This is a genomic window from Streptomyces sp. NPDC048659 (assembly GCF_040650575.1).
Classification (GTDB): Bacteria; Actinomycetota; Actinomycetes; order Streptomycetales; family Streptomycetaceae; genus Streptomyces.
On the sequence record NZ_JBEZHM010000002.1, the window covers coordinates 95,490 to 112,752 of the forward strand.

Annotated in this window: 20 protein-coding genes; 9 read left to right on the forward strand and 11 right to left on the reverse strand. The window is 73.7% G+C overall.

Features of this window, described 5'->3' with window-relative positions:
* Positions 1-234: 234 nt before the first annotated feature.
* Positions 235-1,548: an MFS transporter gene (locus AB0C99_RS02025; protein ID WP_362468257.1), complete on the forward strand. Its 1,314-nt coding sequence runs from the start codon at positions 235-237 to the stop codon at positions 1,546-1,548.
* Here the strand turns inward: AB0C99_RS02025 and AB0C99_RS02030 are convergent.
* The 4 genes from AB0C99_RS02030 to AB0C99_RS02045 all read right to left on the reverse strand — a co-directional run bounded on the left by AB0C99_RS02030 (position 1,545) and on the right by AB0C99_RS02045 (position 6,664).
* Entirely contained in the window at positions 1,545-2,165 is a 621-nt protein-coding gene (locus AB0C99_RS02030; protein ID WP_362468259.1) for a flavin reductase family protein, read from the reverse strand. The two genes, AB0C99_RS02025 and AB0C99_RS02030, sit on opposite strands and share 4 nt — an antisense overlap.
* A gap of 106 nt (positions 2,166-2,271) precedes the next feature.
* Complete coding sequence (locus AB0C99_RS02035; protein ID WP_362468261.1) at positions 2,272-3,066, reverse strand: enoyl-CoA hydratase-related protein; 795 nt, start codon at positions 3,064-3,066, stop codon at positions 2,272-2,274.
* Between the two features lie 23 nt (positions 3,067-3,089).
* Positions 3,090-5,324, reverse strand: a complete 2,235-nt coding sequence (locus AB0C99_RS02040) for an acetate--CoA ligase family protein (RefSeq protein WP_362468263.1) — start codon at positions 5,322-5,324, stop codon at positions 3,090-3,092.
* 158 nt (positions 5,325-5,482) lie between these two features.
* Positions 5,483-6,664, reverse strand: coding sequence for an NAD(P)/FAD-dependent oxidoreductase (locus tag AB0C99_RS02045; RefSeq protein ID WP_362468265.1), 1,182 nt, complete (start codon positions 6,662-6,664; stop codon positions 5,483-5,485).
* A gap of 177 nt (positions 6,665-6,841) precedes the next feature.
* On the opposite strand from AB0C99_RS02045, the gene AB0C99_RS02050 reads away from it, so the two are divergent.
* On the forward strand, positions 6,842-7,303 hold the full coding sequence (locus tag AB0C99_RS02050) for a DoxX family membrane protein (protein ID WP_362468266.1): 462 nt from the start codon (positions 6,842-6,844) through the stop codon (positions 7,301-7,303).
* Entirely contained in the window at positions 7,303-7,701 is a 399-nt protein-coding gene (locus AB0C99_RS02055; RefSeq protein WP_362468268.1) for a Zn-ribbon domain-containing OB-fold protein, read from the forward strand. The genes AB0C99_RS02050 and AB0C99_RS02055 overlap by 1 nt, the downstream gene beginning before the upstream one ends.
* Here the strand turns inward: AB0C99_RS02055 and AB0C99_RS02060 are convergent.
* Genes AB0C99_RS02060 through AB0C99_RS02070 form a run of 3 tightly spaced genes read right to left on the reverse strand, consistent with a single transcriptional unit; the run spans position 7,682 to position 9,291 of the window.
* On the reverse strand, positions 7,682-8,098 hold the full coding sequence (locus AB0C99_RS02060) for a DNA-binding protein (RefSeq protein WP_362468270.1): 417 nt from the start codon (positions 8,096-8,098) through the stop codon (positions 7,682-7,684). The genes AB0C99_RS02055 and AB0C99_RS02060 overlap by 20 nt on opposite strands.
* Positions 8,074-8,391, reverse strand: a complete 318-nt coding sequence (locus AB0C99_RS02065) for a hypothetical protein (protein ID WP_362468272.1) — start codon at positions 8,389-8,391, stop codon at positions 8,074-8,076. Before AB0C99_RS02065 ends, AB0C99_RS02060 begins: the two co-directional genes overlap by 25 nt.
* A 30-nt stretch (positions 8,392-8,421) precedes the next feature.
* Positions 8,422-9,291 (reverse strand): AraC family transcriptional regulator, encoded by an 870-nt coding sequence (locus AB0C99_RS02070; protein WP_362468273.1) that lies wholly within the window; start codon positions 9,289-9,291, stop codon positions 8,422-8,424.
* A gap of 192 nt (positions 9,292-9,483) precedes the next feature.
* On the opposite strand from AB0C99_RS02070, the gene AB0C99_RS02075 reads away from it, so the two are divergent.
* The 3 genes from AB0C99_RS02075 (at position 9,484) to AB0C99_RS02085 (ending at position 12,709) form a co-directional block, all read left to right on the forward strand.
* A complete protein-coding gene (locus AB0C99_RS02075; RefSeq protein ID WP_362468275.1) occupies positions 9,484-10,236 on the forward strand; it encodes a MerR family transcriptional regulator in 753 nt (250 codons plus the stop codon).
* A gap of 153 nt (positions 10,237-10,389) precedes the next feature.
* On the forward strand, positions 10,390-11,703 hold the full coding sequence (locus AB0C99_RS02080; RefSeq protein ID WP_362468277.1) for a glycosyltransferase: 1,314 nt from the start codon (positions 10,390-10,392) through the stop codon (positions 11,701-11,703).
* Between the two features lie 10 nt (positions 11,704-11,713).
* A complete protein-coding gene (locus tag AB0C99_RS02085; RefSeq protein WP_362468279.1) occupies positions 11,714-12,709 on the forward strand; it encodes a quinone oxidoreductase in 996 nt (331 codons plus the stop codon).
* A gap of 32 nt (positions 12,710-12,741) precedes the next feature.
* Here the strand turns inward: AB0C99_RS02085 and AB0C99_RS02090 are convergent, their stop codons facing one another.
* A complete protein-coding gene (locus AB0C99_RS02090) occupies positions 12,742-13,905 on the reverse strand; it encodes an alkene reductase (protein WP_362468280.1) in 1,164 nt (387 codons plus the stop codon).
* A 66-nt stretch (positions 13,906-13,971) separates the two neighbouring features.
* Between AB0C99_RS02090 and AB0C99_RS02095 the strand changes: the two genes are divergently transcribed.
* Positions 13,972-14,334, forward strand: coding sequence for a MerR family transcriptional regulator (locus AB0C99_RS02095; protein WP_362468282.1), 363 nt, complete (start codon positions 13,972-13,974; stop codon positions 14,332-14,334).
* Here the strand turns inward: AB0C99_RS02095 and AB0C99_RS02100 are convergent.
* From AB0C99_RS02100 to AB0C99_RS02110, 3 genes are read right to left on the reverse strand one after another with little or no spacing between them, the layout of a single operon-like run.
* The gene (locus AB0C99_RS02100) at positions 14,324-14,956 is read right to left on the reverse strand and encodes an HAD-IA family hydrolase (RefSeq protein WP_362468284.1); all 633 of its coding nucleotides are present in this window, start codon (positions 14,954-14,956) and stop codon (positions 14,324-14,326) included. The two genes, AB0C99_RS02095 and AB0C99_RS02100, sit on opposite strands and share 11 nt — an antisense overlap.
* A complete protein-coding gene (locus AB0C99_RS02105) occupies positions 14,953-15,198 on the reverse strand; it encodes a DUF397 domain-containing protein (RefSeq protein WP_362468286.1) in 246 nt (81 codons plus the stop codon). The genes AB0C99_RS02100 and AB0C99_RS02105 overlap by 4 nt, the downstream gene beginning before the upstream one ends.
* Positions 15,195-16,058, reverse strand: a complete 864-nt coding sequence (locus AB0C99_RS02110; RefSeq protein WP_362468288.1) for a helix-turn-helix transcriptional regulator — start codon at positions 16,056-16,058, stop codon at positions 15,195-15,197. Before AB0C99_RS02110 ends, AB0C99_RS02105 begins: the two co-directional genes overlap by 4 nt.
* A 91-nt stretch (positions 16,059-16,149) precedes the next feature.
* Here AB0C99_RS02110 and AB0C99_RS02115 point away from each other — a divergent pair, with 91 nt between their 5' ends.
* Together AB0C99_RS02115 and AB0C99_RS02120 are read left to right on the forward strand one after the other, a co-directional pair.
* Positions 16,150-16,566, forward strand: coding sequence for an ATP-binding protein (locus AB0C99_RS02115; RefSeq protein ID WP_362468290.1), 417 nt, complete (start codon positions 16,150-16,152; stop codon positions 16,564-16,566).
* A gap of 110 nt (positions 16,567-16,676) precedes the next feature.
* Entirely contained in the window at positions 16,677-17,222 is a 546-nt protein-coding gene (locus tag AB0C99_RS02120) for a hypothetical protein (RefSeq protein ID WP_362468292.1), read from the forward strand.
* The last annotated feature ends 41 nt before the right edge of the window (positions 17,223-17,263 follow it).

The following is a 17,263-nucleotide window of genomic DNA, read 5'->3' on the forward strand; positions in this document are numbered from 1 at the left end:
AGGCAGTGCACTGTGCACATCCGGAGCATGACGATCGGTGGGGAGTCGCCGTGCCTGGCAGTGTCCAACCGGTCTTTGTGTGAGCACTAGTTGTTTCGGCCTTTGTCGCGCGGTCTCTGGAGCAGCGCCGGGGCGCGGGAGGGGCGGTCCGGCCGTGTCGGTGGCCCGATCCGTTGGAAAGGCGGCTCGCGGGCCAATGGCGGAGGCCCCTCGGGTGGCCGGATCCTGTCTGACGTGACCCAGACAACCGAGTCGGCCGCGGCCGCAGAGTCCCCCGCCCGCCGTCCCTCCACGCCCCGCGTCCACCGCGCCTGGTTCGTCGCGGCCGTCACCTTCGTCACGATCATCGGGGCGGCGGCCTTCGCCTCGCTGCCGGGCCTGCTGATCGAGCCGCTGCACGGCGAGTTCGCGTGGTCGCGCGGCACGATCGGCTTCGCGGTCTCGGTGAACCTCGCGCTCTACGGCCTGACGGCGCCGTTCGCGGCGGCGCTGATGGACCGTTTCGGCATCCGCCGGGTCGTCGCGCTGGCCCTCACGGTCATCGCGGCCGGCTCGCTGCTCACCGTATGGATGACGGCGGCCTGGCAGCTGATCCTGTTCTGGGGCGTCCTGGTCGGCCTCGGCAGCGGCTCGATGGCCCTGGCCTTCGCGGCGACCGTCACCAACCGCTGGTTCGTGGCCAGGCGCGGCCTGGTGACGGGCATCCTGACCGCCGCCGGCGCCTCCGGCCAGCTGATCTTCCTGCCGCTGCTCTCCTGGCTGGTCGAGCACCACGGCTGGCGCCCCGCCGCCGTCACGGTCGCGCTGGCCGCGCTCGCCGTCGTCCCGTTCGTCTGGCTGCTGCTCCGCGACCACCCGGCGGACGTGGGCCTGGCCCCGTACGGCGGGGAGTACGCGCCGAAGCCCGCCCCGGTCACCGGCGCGGCCCGGCGCGCGGTCACCGTCCTCTTCAAGGCGGCCCGCACCGGCCCCTTCTGGCTCCTCGCGGGCACCTTCGCGATCTGCGGCGCCTCGACGAACGGCCTGGTGAAGACCCACTTCGTGCCCGCCGCGCACGACCACGGGATGCCGGTGACGGCGGCGGCCGGACTGCTCGCGGTGATCGGCGTGTTCGACGTCGTCGGTACGATCGCCTCCGGCTGGTTCACCGACCGCTTCGAGGCCCGCCGGCTGCTGGCCGTCTATTACGCGCTGCGCGGGATCTCGCTGCTCTTCCTCCCGATGCTGCTGGCGCCCGCCGTGCACCCGCCGATGCTGTTCTTCATCGTCTTCTACGGCCTGGACTGGGTCGCCACGGTCCCGCCGACGATCGCGCTGTGCCGGGAGCACTACGGCGAGGACAGCGCCATCGTCTTCGGCTGGGTCCTCGCCTCCCACCAGGTCGGCGCCGCCGCCGTCGCCTTCGCGGGCGGCCTGGCCCGCGATGTCTTCGGCTCGTACGACCCCGTCTGGTACGCCTCCGGCGCCCTGTGCGCGGCGGCGGCCCTGATGGCCCTGGTGATCCGCGGCAGCCGGACGCCCGCCGCGCCGGGCCCGGTCGCCCCCTAGTCGGCGAACCGCCCGAACCGCCCCCGGTGGAACAGCAGCGGGCCCGCCGTACCGTCCGTGTCGTCCGTGTCGTCTGTGGCGCCCAGGGCGTCCACGCGCCCCACCACGATGAGGTGGTCGCCGCCCGTGTGGACGGCGGCGATCGCGCAGTCCAGCCACGCCGGGGCGGCCGGCAGCCGGGGGGAGCCGGTGGTCGGCGCGGGCACCCAGTCCACGCCCGCGAACTTGTCCGCGCCGCTCACCGCGAAGGCCCGGCACAGCCCGCCCTGGTCGGCCCCCAGGATGTTGACGCAGAAGCTCCCGGCGCGGGCGATCCGGGGCCAGGTCGTCGAGGTGCGGGCGACCATGAAGGCGATCAGCGGCGGGTCCAGCGACAGCGAGGCGAAGGACTGGCAGGCGAAGCCCGCCGGTCCCTCGGTGTCCAGGGCCGTCACGATCGTGACCCCGCTCGCGAAGTGCCCGAGCACGCGCCGGAACTCGGCGGGATCCACCGGCAGCCGCTCGTCGTCCCGCACGGCGCGCAGTGCGGGCCGGGGCAGGGGTTCCACGGCCGTGGGCGCACCGGCCGACCTGAGGTATCGGACGGCGGTGGCCGCCATCCCAGCGTGTCCCATCATGCAGAACAGTGAAGCTGACGAGCCGTCAGATGAGAAGCCCCACGGCCGCCCGGCTCCGACTCGGCGCCCCTCGTGCCCCGGACGCGGCGCCCTGCGTACGCCGGACTCAGCGCCCCTCGTACGCCGGGGTGCGCCGCTCCACGAACGCCGCCACCCCCTCCTGCGCGTCCCGCGTCGTCATGCACAGCTCCTGGGCGTCCGCCTCCGCCGCGAAGGCGGCGGCCCGGTCGCCGTCCAGGGACGCGTTCACCAGCCGCTTGGTCAGCGCCAGCGCCCGGGTCGGGCCCTGGGCCAGCCGCTCGGCCCACTCGAGGGCCGTCTTCTCCAGCTCGTCGGCCGGCACCACCCGGTTCACCAGGCCCAGCTCCCGGGCCTGTTCCGCCGGGACCGCGTCGCCGAAGAACATCAGCTCCTTCGCCCGCTGCGGGCCGATCAGCCGCGTCAGCAGATACGCCCCGCCGCCGTCCGGCACGATCCCGCGCCGGGCGAACACCTCCACGAACTTCGCGGAGTCCGCCGCCAGCACCAGGTCGCAGGCGAAGGCCAGGTGCGCGCCGATCCCCGCCGCCGTGCCGTTCACCGCCGCGATCACCGGCTTCTCGCAGTCCATGACCGCCGTGATGAACCGCTGGGCACCCCGCCGGATCATCCGGGCCACGTCCCCCTGCACCCGCTCGCCCGCCGGGGCGGCGGGGCCGCCGCGCAGGTCCGCGCCCGCGCAGAAGCCGCGCCCGGTGGCCGTGATCACCACCGCCCGGACCGCCGGGTCGGCGGAGGCGTCGGCGAGGAGCGCGATGATCCGCTCCCGCTGGTCCCAGGTGACCGCGTTCATCGCCTCGGGCCGGTTGAGCGTGATCCACGCGACGCCGTTCGCCACGGCGTGCAGGACGTCCTGCGACATGGGTTCCCCTTCGGGCCTGCCGCCTACCGGCACACCGCGAGCGCGTCCAGGGCGACCGCGCCCTGGCCCCTCGGCAGCACCATCAGCGGGTTGATGTCCAGCTCGGCGAGTTCGCCGTCCAGTTCGAGGGCCATCCGCTGCACCCGCAGCACCACCTCCACCAGCGCGTCCACGTCGGCCGCCGGGGCTCCCCGTACGCCGTCCAGGAGGGCCCGGCCGCGCAGTTCGTCCAGCATGTCCCGGGCCTCGCGCTCGCCGAAGGGCGGCACCCGCACCGCCGCGTCGTTGAGGACCTCCACCAGGACGCCGCCGAGCCCGACGGTGACGGTCGGCCCGAAGAGCGGGTCCCGGGTCACGCCCACCACCATCTCGACCCCGCGCGGCACCATCTGGCAGACCAGGATGCCGTCCAGGTCGATGCCCTCGAAGCGGGCGATGTCGGTGAGTTCGCGGTACGTGTCGCGGATCTGGCTCGCGGAGGTCAGCCCGACCTTCACCAGGCCCAGCTCCGTCTTGTGGGCGAGCTGCGCGCCCGACGCCTTCATGACGACCGGGTAGCCGACCAGCCCCGCCGCCCGCACGGCCGCCGCCGCGCTGGTCACCAGCTGCTCGCGCGGCACCCGGATCCCGTACGCCCGCAGCAGCTGCTTCGCCGCGTGCTCGCTCAGCCGGTGGCCGGGCCGCATCAGGGCCTGGGCCTTGCGGAAGGACGGCGACGGGGTGCGCGGGGCCTCGTCGAAGGGGGAGCGGTAGCCGGTGGTGAAGCGGTGGTGGTCGAGGTACGCCTTGACGGCGCCGATGCAGTTGCCGAAGGTGCGGAAGGTGGCGACCCGGGAGGAGCCGAGGAGCGTGGTCCGGTAGGCGTCCTCGGTGCCGACGGGCGAGCCCCACACCACGCAGACCAGCTTGTCGCTCGCCTCGGCCGCGTCCACCAGGTCCTGCGCCAGCTTGTCGCTCATGGGCGGGAAGGGGCCGGTGATCGGACAGATCAGGACGCCGACCTCGGGGTCGGCGAGGATCGCGTCGATGATCTTCCGGCCGCGCCAGTCGCCCACCGGGTGCCCGCCGTTGTCGACGGGGTTGGCCACGCTCAGGTACGGCGGGATCCACTGGTGCAGCTCGTCCTGCTTCTCCTCGGAGAGGGTCGGCAGGGAGAGCCCCGCCGCCGTGGCGAGGTCGGAGAAGTGGGCGCCGGTGCCGCCGGAGATGGAGTAGACGACGACCCCGTCCGCGAGCGGCCTGCGGGCGCGGGCGAGCAGCGCGGCGGTGTCCTGGAGCTGGTCGAGCCCGTCGACCCGGATCACCCCGAACTGCCGCATGGCCGCGTCCACGACCTGGTCCGCCCCGGTCAGCTTGCCGGTGTGCGAGGCGGCCATCCGGGCCCCCGCCTCGGTGCGGCCGACCTTGACGGCGACGACCGGCACCCCGCGCCGGGCGGCCTGGTCGGCGGCGAGCAGGAAGGAGCGTCCGTCCTTGAGCCCCTCCACGTAGCAGGCGATCGCGCCGACCTCGGGGCGGTGCGCGAAGTACGAGAGGAAGTCGGCGGTCTCCAGGTCGGCCTCGTTGCCGGTGGGCGCCCAGTGCGAGAGCCGGACGCCCAGCTCCTGCATGGTGAAGACGGGCCGGCCCTGGTGCCCCGACTGGGTGATGAGCGCGATGGCGGGGCCTTCCAGGTCCTCGCGGAAGCGCTCGAAGGCGTTGAGGTTGGTGTTGGGGCCGAGCAGCCGCAGCCCCGAGCGGCCCACGGCGGCGGCGAGCCGCTCCTGCGCGGCGGCGCCCGCCTCCCCGGTCTCCGCGAAGCCGGACGCGAAGGCGACGGCGAACCGCACCTTGGCCTCGGCCAGTTGCTCGATGACCGGCAGCGGGTCGGCGACCAGCAGCACGGCGAGGTCGACCCCCACGCCGAGCGCGCCGAGCTCGGTGACGGAGGCGACGCAGTCGATGCCGAAGACGCTGGTACGGGTCGGATGGACGGGCACCACGCGGGCGCCGACCCGCCCGGCCCAGTCGATGAGCTGGCGGGTGATCCCGGTGTTGGGCCGCCCCTCGGTGTCCGAGGCGCCGACGACGGCCACCACCTCGGGCCGGAAGAACCGGTCGAGTTCGGGGACCGGCGCGTGCAGGGGGCGCCCGCTGACGTCCGTGTCGCCCTCGACGGCGGTGACGCCGTGGACGGCGGTCCGGGCGGGTTCCTCGCCGCAGGCGACGACGCGAGCGCGGAGGTCCGTGGTGAAGGTGCCGTGAGTCGATCCAAGCATCGTGGTAGCTCCGCCCGTCCGTCCGTACATCCGTCCGTCATCCCATCCCTGACGCATAGTCAGATTACAGAACTGACGGTGAGTCAGGAATGGCCGTGCAGCGAACTGTGCCCGGACGGGCTCCGGTCACAGCACGGCGCGGGCCCGCCCCGGCCCGCTCACTCGACGAGCCCGGCGCTCCCGCCCGCCCGCGCGATCCGCCGGGCGATCCGCTCGGCGTCCAGCGCCATCTCGCGGAACATCCCGCTGATCGGATTGGTGAAGCCCTGGAAGTACAGCCCCGGCGCCCCGGCCGGGCAGCGCGCCCCGCGCGTCACCGGCCGCCCGCGCCCGTCGAGCACGTCCAGGTGCCCGAGCAGCGGCTCCAGGGCCCGCTCGTAGCCGGTGGCGGCGATGACGGCGTCCGGGGTGATCCGCGAGCCGTCGGCGAGCACCACCGCGTCCCCGTCGAAGGACTCCACGGCGGCGACCGGCTCCACCGCCCCGGACCTCACCGCGGCGACCAGGCCGACGTCCTGCACCGGGATCGCGCCCTGCCGCACCCGCGAGTAGAGCCCGCCGGCGGGGCGGGGCATCCCGTACGCGGAGAGGTCGGGGGTCAGCAGCGGCCCGAGCAGCGTGGTGATCCGGTCCACCAGCCGCACCGGCAGCCGCCGCACCAGGATGCCGGTGCGCTGGCTCGGCCAGCCCGCCGTGGCGCGCCGGAGGATGTACGGGGCGGTGCGCACGGCGAGCCGCACCCGGGCGGCGCCGCCCTCGGCGAGGTCCGCCGCGATCTCGGCCCCGGTGTTGCCGACGCCGACGACGAGCACGTCCCTGCCCTTGTACGGACCGGGCTCGCGGTAGGCGCTCGCGTGCGCGAGGTCCCGGTCCCGCAGGTAGGTGTCGAGGCCGGGCCAGCGGGGGATGCGGGGCGTGTGGTTGTAGCCGGTGGCGACGACGACGGCGGAGCCGGTGAGCCGCCGCCCGCCGGTGGCGTGCAGGACCCAGCCCTCGCCCGCCGAGGCGTCCGCCCCGGCCGGCTCGATCCGGTCCACCTCGACCCCGGTGACGATCTCCAGGTCGTGGAACTCGGCGTACTTCTCCAGGTACCGCACCACGTCCGCGCGGGCCGGCCAGCGCCCGAAGGAGCGGGGCATCCGCAGCCCGGGCAGCCCGGAGAGGCGGCGGGTGGTGTGCAGCCGCAGCCGGGCGTAGTGGCGGCGCCAGGAGGCGCCCACGGCGTCCGTCTTCTCCAGGACGACGGCCCGCACACCACGCGCGCGCAGGGCCGCGGCGACGGCGAGGCCGCCGGGGCCGCCGCCGATGACGTAGACGGGGTGGGTCTGGGGGGTGGTCATGAACGCCGAGCGTAATGACGTGAACACGCCGTGGGTCTCGGTCAAGAGGGGGTTCGGTTGCGAATCGGTCACGCGCGCGGGGTCTTGCGGACCTCCGCCCGATCCGCTGAACTGACGGGCGAACTGACGACACGTCAGATTCATTCCGGGGTGGACGGACGGACGGACCACATACAGATGCAGACGCAGACGCAGACGATCTGGCTCACCGGCGCCGAATGGCTCGCCGTCCTCCGTATCGGCCTCGGCCTGTGGTGGCTGGAGAGCTGGCGGCACAAGGACAAGAAGGGCTGGTTCGAGCGCGGCACCGGCATCGCGTGGGCGGCGGACGTGGCCGGGAAGCACAAGTGGCCGCAGGTGAAGAAGGGCTTCGAGGCGGTCGTCGCGCCGCGCCCGAAGCTCATGGCGTACGTCGTCGTCTACGCCGAACTCGCCCTCGGCCTCGGCCTGATCAGCGGCTTCCTCACCCCGGTCGCCCTCGTCGGGGGCCTGCTCCTCAACCTCCTCTACCTCACCCTGATGATCCACGACTGGGCCGAGCAGGGGCAGAACGCGATGATGGCGCTGATCTCGCTGGTCGCCCTCTTCGCGATGTCCTGGCAGACCTGGTCCCTCGACCACGCGATCGGACTCTTCTGATGACGGCCACCCCCGACATCGACGCCGCCACCCGCCCCTACTGGGACGCCGCCGCCGAAGGCCGCCTCCTGCTCCGCCACTGCACCGCCTGCGACCGGCCGCACCACTACCCGCGCGAGTTCTGCCCGCACTGCTGGAGCGAGTCCGTCGAATGGCGCCCCGCCTCCGGCCGCGCCACGCTCTACACCTGGTCCGTCGTCCACCGCAACGACCTCCCGCCCTTCGGCGAGCGCGTCCCGTACACGGCGGCGGTGGTGGACCTGGCGGAGGGCCCCCGCATGATGACCGAGATCGTCGACTGCCCCGAGGAGGCCCTCCGCATCGGCATGTCCCTGGAGGTTGCCTTCCGCCCGGAGGGCGAGGTACGGGTGCCGGTGTTCAGACCGCGACGGCCGTGACCTGCTTCCCGCAGAGCTTGACCATGTCGTCGACGTCGGACGTCACGACGATTCTGGGGCTGGGGTGGCCAAGGGCGGTGGCCGCCACCACGGAGTCGATCGCGTACTTGTGCCCGTGCAGTCCCGCGTCGCGCAGGAGGCCGAGGGCGCGCCATGAGATCTCGTCCGTGACGGGAACGACCTCCAGTCGGGAGACTTCCCATCGGAACCGGTCCAGGCGCGCCCGGGGATTCCATGCCTCCAGCAGGGTCAGATTGCTGAGGGCGACCAGCGTGTCCCTGGACTGGGCGGCCCGAACAAGGCCGACCACCTTGGGGTCGTTCGCGATGTACTTGCTCAGCCCTTGGGAGTCGAGCAGGAGGATGCCGTGGGCTAACTGGCTTCGCGTTCGTGCCACTTCTCCACCTCCTCGGCGTCCGTCCGGGCGGCCTGCTCCTCGGCCTCACGGAAGATCGCAGCGGCCCAGTCCTGGATTTCCTGGGTGGGAGGGCCGATCTCGGCCTCCTTGGCGCGGAGCGATTCTTCCAGCAGATCCCGCTGTATCTGCCGCTCCACCGCCGCACTCACGTACGCCGAGAACCCGCGCGCGCCCACCCGCGCCTTGACCGCCGCGATGCGGCCGGCCGGCATGGAAACGCTGACCTTCTGAGCGGGGCCCTCGTCGGGCCCGTACTCCGCCTGAGACTCCATGGAACCGAGATTAGCAAAGCGAGTGGCAATTCACGCCCCGCTCCGCTCCACCGGGATCCACAGCTGCGAGTCCGTCTCCGCGCCGATCTCCACCGGCACCGTCCGCAGCAGCTCCGGGCCCGGGCGGCTCGTGTACGGGCCGGACGGGAACCACTGGGTGAAGACGTCCCGCCACAGCTCCTGGAGGGCGGCCGGGTACGGGCCCCGGTCGTCGAAGACCGCCCAGGTCCCGGCCGGGACCTCCAAGGCGTCCAGCTCCCCGGCGGGCGTGCCGGGCGGGGTCACCACGCCGATCCAGTAGTCCAGCTCGGTGCCCTCCTCCCGGCTCTCCGACAGGTGCACCGCCGCCGACAGGACACCCGCGGGCTCCCCGTCCGCCAGCTCCTTCATCCGGGCGATCTCCCCCGGCTCCAGGCTCGCGACGAGCGCCGCCCCGGCCGGGTTGACCCCCTCGTGGACGAGCGGGATCCGGGCCTTCCGGCCGATGAACCGGAAGGCTTCCCTCTCGACGATCCGATAGCGCATGGTGCTGCTCCCTTCGATGACGACCCGGAAGGACATCCGCGGCTGCGCCGTCAGCGCCGCACCCGTGCGCCGCGCCTCGCCCGGCCCGATGCCGTGCACCGACCGGAACGCCCGCGCGAACGCCTCGCCCGAGCCGTAGCCGTAGCGCACCGCCACGTCGAGCAGCGTGTGCTCCCCGGCCAGCACCTCGGCCCCGGCCAGCGTCATCCGGCGCCGCCGCACGTACACGGACAGCGGCATCCCGGCGAGCGCCGAGAACAGGCGCCGGAAGTGGTACTCCGACGTCATCGCGATCCGGGCGAGCTCCGCCACGTCGAGCTCGCCGTCGAGACGGGACTCGATGTGGTCGAGGGCCTGGTTCAGCCGGTCGAGCACGGGCGCGGTTCCTTCCTTCCGATGGCCTGATGGCCTGATGGATCCACCGTAGGAAGGGCCACCCTGCCAGGACCCGACGATCCCTGCCCGGAACGATCGGGGGCGATCGGGGCTTGCGCTTGCCGCCGCGTCAACTCCTACGGTCGTGGTGTGGGGGCCGGACGGACCGGCCCGTCGACGGAAGGACACGCCATGGCCTGGTCGATCGCGGACGTGGCCCGCATGTCCGGGGTGACCTCCCGGACCCTGCGCCACTACGACGAGATCGGACTCCTGCCACCGGCCTGGACCGCCTCCAACGGGCACCGCCACTACGAGCAGGACGAGCTGCTGCGCCTCCAGCAGATCCTGCTCATGCGCGAGCTCGGTCTCGGCCTCAAGGAGATCCGCGCCGTCCTGGACAGCGACGCCGACCGGGTCGCCGTCCTCCGCGAGCACCACGAACGGCTGCTCGCGGAGCACGACCGGCTCGGCACCCTCGCCCGCACCGTCGCCCGCACCATCACCGAACTGGAGGAACACCCCATGCCGAAGATCAACCGCCCCGAGAACCTCTTCGAGGGCTTCGAGCCCGACCCCGAGCTCGAAGCCGAGGCCGAGCGCCGCTGGCCCGCCGCGTACGAGGAGTCCCGGCGCGCGACGGAGGGCGTCACCCCCGCCGACATGGAGCACTGGCAGCGCGAGGTCACGGCGCAGATGATCCGCTTCGCCGAGTTCATGGCCGCCGGCACCCCCGTCGACGACCCGGCCGTCCAGGCCGAGGTCGGCGCCCACCACCGCAACGTCAGCCGCTTCTGGACGCCGAACGCCGAGGCGTACAAGGGCCTCGCCACGATGTACGTCGAGGACCCGCGCTTCCGCGAGAACTTCGAGAAGATCGCGGCCGGCCTCGCGGAGTACCAGCGGGACGCGATGCACGTGTACGCGGACACCCGGCTGTCCTGACCCGGGCACGGCCCGCCCGGACTGACCCGGACTGCCCGGCCCGCCCGGACCGCCTCGGACTGACCCGGCCCGCCCGGCCCGCCATGGACCGACCCGGGCACGGACCGCCCGGACAGGGTCGCGCGCGGCGGCCCGCCCGGGAGAATCGCCGCCATGCGCATCCTGATCATCACCGCCGGTTCACGGGGCGACGTCGCCCCCTTCACCGGCCTCGGCCGCCGCCTCCAGGACGCCGGCCACGAGGTCGCCCTCGCCGCGCACGCGTGCTTCCGGCCCCTCGTCGAGGGCTGCGGCCTCGGCTTCCGCCCCGTCCCCGGCGACCCCCGGCAGCTCATCGAGGACTGGGCCCGCGCCGCCTCCCGCGCCGAGGTCCAGGCCCTGACCAGGGCGTACGCGGACGGGGTCGCCGACGGCGTGGCGGCGGCGGCCGCGTCCGGCACCGACCTCCTGCTCACCGCCTTCGGCCCGGCGCCCCTCGCGCGGGCGGCGGGCGAGGCGTACGGCGTCCCGGTCGTCGGCACGTACCTCACCCCGTCCTTCGCCACCGCCAGCTTCGCGCTGCCCACCGCCCGCGACACCTCGGCGGGCAACCTCGCCGCCGGTCAGGACGTGGTGCGCCGCGCGGGGGGCGCGTTCGCGGGCGCGGAGGCGAGGCTGCGCGCGACGCTGGACCTCCCGCCGGAGCCGGAGCCGGAGCCGGAGCCGGAGCCGGAGCCGGGCCCACAGCCGGGCACGCCAACGGGCCAGGGCCCGCGCCCCGGGGAAGGCCCCGTCTTCCACGGCTACAGCCCCCACGTCCTGCCCCGCCCCGACGACTGGCCCGACCACGTCGGCGTCTGCGGCTACTGGTGGCCCGCCCGCCCCGACGGCTGGCAACCGCCCCCCGAACTCGTGGACTTCCTCGCGGCGGGCCCGCCCCCCGTCTTCCTCGGCTTCGGCAGCATGGCCCCCGGCACCGGCGACCGCCTCGGCGCGCTCGTCACGGAGGCCGTCCGGAAGGCGGGTGTCCGCGCCGTGGTCCAGGCGGGCTGGGCGGAGCTCACCGCCGCCGGCCCCGACCTCCTCCCCATCGGCGACGTCCCGCACGACTGGCTCTTCCCGCGCACCGCCGCCGTCGTCCACCACGCGGGCGCCGGGACCACGGGCGCCGCCCTGCGGGCCGGGGTGCCCGCCGTCCCCGTCCCCGTCATGGCCGACCAGCCCTTCTGGGCCGGCCGCCTCCACGAACTCGGCGTAGCCACCCGCCCGTTGCCCTTCGCGGACCTGACCGCCGACACCCTCGCCGCCGCCCTCGCCACGGCCACCACCGACCCGTCCCTCCGCACCCGCGCGCGGACCCTGTCCCAGGCCCTCGCCGCGGAGGACGGCGCGGGCACGGTCCTCACCCACATCGACACCCGCATCGACCGCGTCGGCGCCGGGAATCGGACGGCGGCCGACGGGGTTGGCGGGGGAACGGACGGTTGATCGGAGAGTCATGCGAGCGATACAGGTGTACGAGGTGGGCGGCCCCGACGTCATGCGGGAGGCCGAGGTGGACCAGCCGAGCCCGGGCCCGGGCGAGGCGGTCGTGGCGGTCGCCGCGTCCGGGATCAACTTCCTCGACGTCTACTACCGCGAGGGCCGCTACAGCCTCCCGCTGCCCTTCACCCCCGGCTCCGAGGGCGCCGGCACGGTCGTCGAAGTCGGCCCCGGCGTCACGGAGGTCGCCGTCGGGGACCGAGTCGGCTGGGTGGAGATCCCCGGCTCGTACGCCGAGCGGGCCGTCGTGGACGCCTCCCGGCTGGTGCCGCTGCCCGACGACGTCGACTTCGAGACGGCCGCCTCCGTGCTCCTCCAGGGCATGACCGCGCACTACCTCGTCAAGGACGCCTACCCGGTCCAGGCGGGCGACACGGTCCTCGTCCACGCCGCCGCCGGTGGCATGGGGCTGCTGCTCACCCAGCTCGTCACCCGTCTCGGCGGCCGGGTGATCGGCACGGCGTCGACCCCGGAGAAGGCCGCCCGCGCGAAGGGCGCCGGGGCCGCCGAGGTGATCCTCTCCTCCTCGGTCGACGATCTCGCGGCCGAGGTGCTGCGGCTCAACGGCGGCCGGGGACTGCCGGTCGTGTACGACGGCGTCGGCGCGCACACCTTCGACGCGAGCCTCGCGAGCCTGCGCCCCCGAGGCCACCTCGTGCTCTTCGGCGCGGCGAGCGGCGCCGTGCCGCCGTTCGACCCGATGCGGCTCGCGGGCGGCGGTTCCCTCACCCTGATCCGGCCCAGCCTCGGGGACTACATCGCCGACCGCTCCGAACTGCTCGCCCGGGCCGCCGAGGTGTTCGAGTGGGTGCGCTCCAAGGCGCTTGAGGTCACCGTGACGGGCCGCTACGCCCTGTCCGAGGCCGCCCAGGCTCACAGCGACCTGGAGTCCCGCCGCACCACCGGCAAGCTGCTCCTCATACCCGACGAGACCGCCGCCGTACGCGGATAGGAGCCGCGGAGCGGATCGCGGGCGGCGCGCGCCTAGGCCGCCCGCGCCGCCTGTGCGCCCGCGTCGGCATCCGCGCCCACGACCGCGCCCGCACCCTCGCCCCCGCCCCCGCCCAGCGCCGGATAGTCGGTGTACCCCTCCGCCCCGCCCGCGTACATCAGCCCCCGCTCCCGCACCGGGTTCAGCGGCGCCCGGTCCCGCAGCCGCGCCACCAGGTCCGGGTTGGCGAGGAACGAGCGGCCCAGCGAGATCAGGTCCGCGCCCGCCGCCAGCAGCCGCTCGCCCGCCGCCCGGCCGCCGTCGGCCGGCAGCGGGCCGCCCCAGCCCAGCGCCGGGTTGGCGATCAGCGCGCCCGGCCAGATCCGCCGGATCTCCCGGAACAGCGGCTGCTCCGGGTCCGCGAACACCACGTGCAGATACGCCGGGCCCAGCTCCGCCAGCGCCGCCACCAGCGCCGGGTACAGGGCCTCCGTGTCGCCCTCCTCGACCCCGTTCACACCCACCCCGGGCGAGATCCGCACCCCGACCCGCTCCGGCCCGACCGCCTCCGCGACCGCCCGCACCACCTCCACCACGAACCAGATCCGGTGCGCCACCGGCCCCCCGTACCCGTCCGTGCGCAGGTTCGTGTTCTTCGCCAGGAACTGGTGCAGCAGATAGCCGTTCGCCGCGTGCACCTCCACGCCCTCGAAGCCCGCCTCGACCGCCCGCCGCGCCGCCGCGGCGAAGTCCGCCACGGTCCGCTCGATCTCCGCCGCGTCCATCTCCCGGGGCACCACCGCCGGCCGCGGCCCGTCCGCCGTGTGCACGGCCTCGGGCAGCGCGACCGGCGAAGGGGCGACGGGGACGAGCCCGCTGGTGTCGGGGTGGCCGACTCGTCCGCCGTGCTGCAACTGCACGAACATCCTCCCTCCCGAAGCCCGCACCGCGTCGGTGACGCGCCGCCACCCCGCCACGTGAGCGTCGGCGTACAGCCCGGGGATGTTCGCGTACGTCTGCCCCACCGCGTTCGGCGTCGTCGCCTCCGCGATGATCAGCCCGGCCGTCGCCCGCTGCGCGTAGTACGTCTCCATCAGCGCGCTCGGCACCCCGTCCCCCTCCGCCCTGTTCCGCGTCAGCGGCGCCATGACCAGCCGGTTGGGAAGGGCCAGGGGGCCGAGGCGGGTGGGCTCGAAAAGGCTCGCTTGGTTCGTCATGCCGGTACCGTAAAAGGTGACACGGATGTCAGGTTCAAGCCCGAACGGCCCGAACGGGGACGGCACATGAGAATCGGCGAACTGGCCCGCCGCACCGGCGTGAGCGAGCGCTCCCTGCGCTACTACGAGCAGCAGGGCCTGCTCCGCTCCGAGCGCACCCCCGGCGGCCACCGCGCCTACGGCGACTGGGCCGTCGACCGTGTCATCCGCATCCAGGCCCTGTACGCCGCCGGCCTCGGCAGCAAGAAGATCGCCCTGCTGCTCCCGTGCATGCGCGACGCCGACGGCGGCCCGACCCCGCTCACCACCGGCGGGCTCGTCGACGAGCTGATCGTCGAGCGCGACCGCATCGACCGCATGATCCTCGACCTCGTCCGCTCCCGTGACGTCCTGGACGAGGTCATCGACGCGGCGACCGTCAGGGCCTGACACCCGCCCGCGCCAGGATCTCCGGCGCCGCCTCCGCGAGCGTCGCGAAGTGCCGCTGCGAACCCTCGGCGGGCTCGGCCGTGTTGACCGTCCACACCGTCATCCCGGCCGCCCGCCCGGCGCGCACGCCCGAGGGCGCGTCCTCGATCACCAGACACTCCGCCGGGTCCGCCCCCAGCAGCTCCGCCGCCCGCAGATACGGCACCGGCGAGGGCTTCCCCTCGCTCACCGCCGCCGCGTCCACCAGCAGCTCCGGCACCGGCAGCCCGGTCCGCTCGAACCGCCCGCGCACCCGGTGCGCGTAGTTCGACGTCACGAGCCCCCACCGCCCCTCGGGCAGCGCGGCGAGCAGCCCCGCCGCGCCCGCGAAGGCGTCGTACGTGCCCGAGCGCACGTCCTCGTCCTCCAGCGCGTGCAGCAGCGCCAGGCACTCGGCCGGATCGGCCCCCGGCGCCACGGCCGCGAAGGTCTCGACGGGCCGCGTCCGCAGCGCCACCGCGTACACCTCGTCCCCGTCGAGCCCGTACCGCCCGGCCCACTCGTGCCAGACGCGCCGCTGGTTGGCGACGGCGTCCATGAGCGTGCCGTCCACGTCGAAGAGGACGAAGTCCTCGCCGGTCACGCGCCAGACGCCACGACCACGAACGCGGCCCACGAGGCGGGGGCGACGGCGAGCTGGGGGCCGTCGGGGTTCTTGGAGTCGCGGACGTGGACCGTGGTGGGGTGAGCGGCGACCTCGACGCAGTTGCCGCCTTCGGCGCTGCTGTAGCTGGACTTGTGCCAGTCGTAGGCGATCTCGACGCACTCGCCGCCCTCGCCGTCGCTGTAGCTGCTCTTGAACCAGGCCAGATCCGCGGTGCTCATAGCTCTCCCAGCATCTTTTCGATCAAGTCCAGGGACTCAAGGGGCGTGAATGCCTGTGCCCGGATGATCCCATAGCGCTCGGTGTACATGCGCACCTCTTCAGGGTCAGTGATCAGCCGCGCGTGACCGTAGATTTCGGTGTACGCGACCTCTCGACGTCCCTTGGGGGTGAGGAGCGTGAACGACCCGCTGAGAGCCGGGTGCTCTTCGCGCTCCGTGGGCATGATCTGGAGGTGTACGTTGCGCAGGCGGCTGACCTGCACGAGTCGGCGGAGCTGCTCCCGAAAGGCTTCACGGCCACCCAACGGGCGGTGCAGAACGGACTCCTCGATGACGAAGCTCATCGTCGGAGCCGGCCACTTCTCGAAGATGTCCTGGCGGGCGAGTCGGTCGGCGAGACGAGTCTCGATCGTTCCCTCGTCGTACAGCGGGCGACGCGATCGGAACACGGCCTGCGCGTAGGCCGGAGTCTGCAGGATGCCCGGCACCGCCTGCACCGCGTAATAGTGCAGTGCCACCGCTGCCGCCTCCGCCTTCGCGAAGTCCTGGAACCAGTCCGGGTGTCGTACCCGCGCCCGCGCCAGCGCCTCGCGTACGTCGTCCACGGCGGCGATCAGGATGCCGTCCGCGCCCAGGATCGGGTCCGCCAGGGTCAGGAAGTCGGGCTGCGGGGTCCGTACGCCGCGCTCGACCGAAGAGATCAGGTCCTCGCTACAGTGCGTGGCCGACGCGAGCTCCGTCTGGCTCATGCCCTTGTTCTTGCGAAGCACCTTGATGATTTTCCCCAGCGCCTTGAACAAGTACGCCGTACCGTCTACTTCGGAGGGCCTTTCCGGCCGCTCGTCCCTGTCCACCGACATTCGTACCGCCTTCTTGGCGTGCCTGTACCGCTACTCAGCGTCGTCGTGAAGCTCCTGGTCAGCGTAGGGCTGGCGGGCCAGGCTCGGAGGCATGAAGACGGAAATGACCCCCGCGACCACCCCAACCGGTGAGTCGGGTGGCGAGTTCACGCAACGCTTCTCCGCAACGCGCCGGGGCGCACGCCTGGCGCGTCTGCTGGCGGTGCGGCAGCTGCACGACTGGGGCGTGGTGGCGGTCGACGCGGTGGAGCTGGTGGTGGCCGAGCTGGTGAGCAACGCGGTGACGCACGGGCTGGTGCAGGGGAGGGACTTCGAGTTACGGCTGGCGCTGGCGGCCGATCACGTACGGGTGGAGGTGTCGGACGCGCGGGGCGAGCGCGAGCCGGCGCCGAATCCCCGCCCCGACGAGCACGGTTACGGGCTGCTGCTGGTGACCGCGCTGGCGTCGGGGTGGGGGGTGTGCGGCCGGGAGGTCGGCAAGACGGTGTGGGCGACCGTCCCCAGGTGAGGGCGGCGGTCGGGCTACCTCAATTCTTCCTCTGAGAACGCGAGCTCCGCTCGATCGGCCCGGCGCGCGCGGCTACGGTCTGCGCAACGCTCAAGGGTTCGGGGGGAACGATGGGTATCGCTGATCGGCGTGCCGCGAGGCTGGCGACGGGGACGGCTCTGGTGGCCCTGGGGCTGCTGGTGACCGGGTGCACGGAGGGGTCGGCGCCGAGGGCGGCGGCCCCGTCGGTCGCGGCGCCGACGGAGCTGACGGCGTCCGTGCCCACCCGGCCGGACGAGGTGGCGCAGGGCGCGCTCGCCAAGGCGCGGCTGCGGCAGGTGGCCCCGGCGGCGACGGACATGACGGAGGACCCGGGCGGGCCGACGTTCGTCGAGTCGGGGATCGCCCGGGTCGAGGAGGGCGTGCGCAACCTGTCGATGCTCAAGAAGGGCGCGTACCAGGTCTACGTGTCCTGCGTCGGCGAGGGCGCGGTGGACGTCGTCGTCGGGGGCGCTCCCGCGCGGCGCGTGGCGTGCGACGAGCGGCCGGTCGGGCTGCGGGTCGCGGGCGCGCCGGAGGAGCTGACGCTGGACATCACCGGCGTCAAGGGGGCCTCGGGCATGGTCGCTTGGGAGCTCGTGGCGCTCTCACCCGGGGGCGGGGTCCGGGTCCAGTGACGTTTCTGTGGTGAAAGCGCTACGCCTGGAGAGTGAGTAAA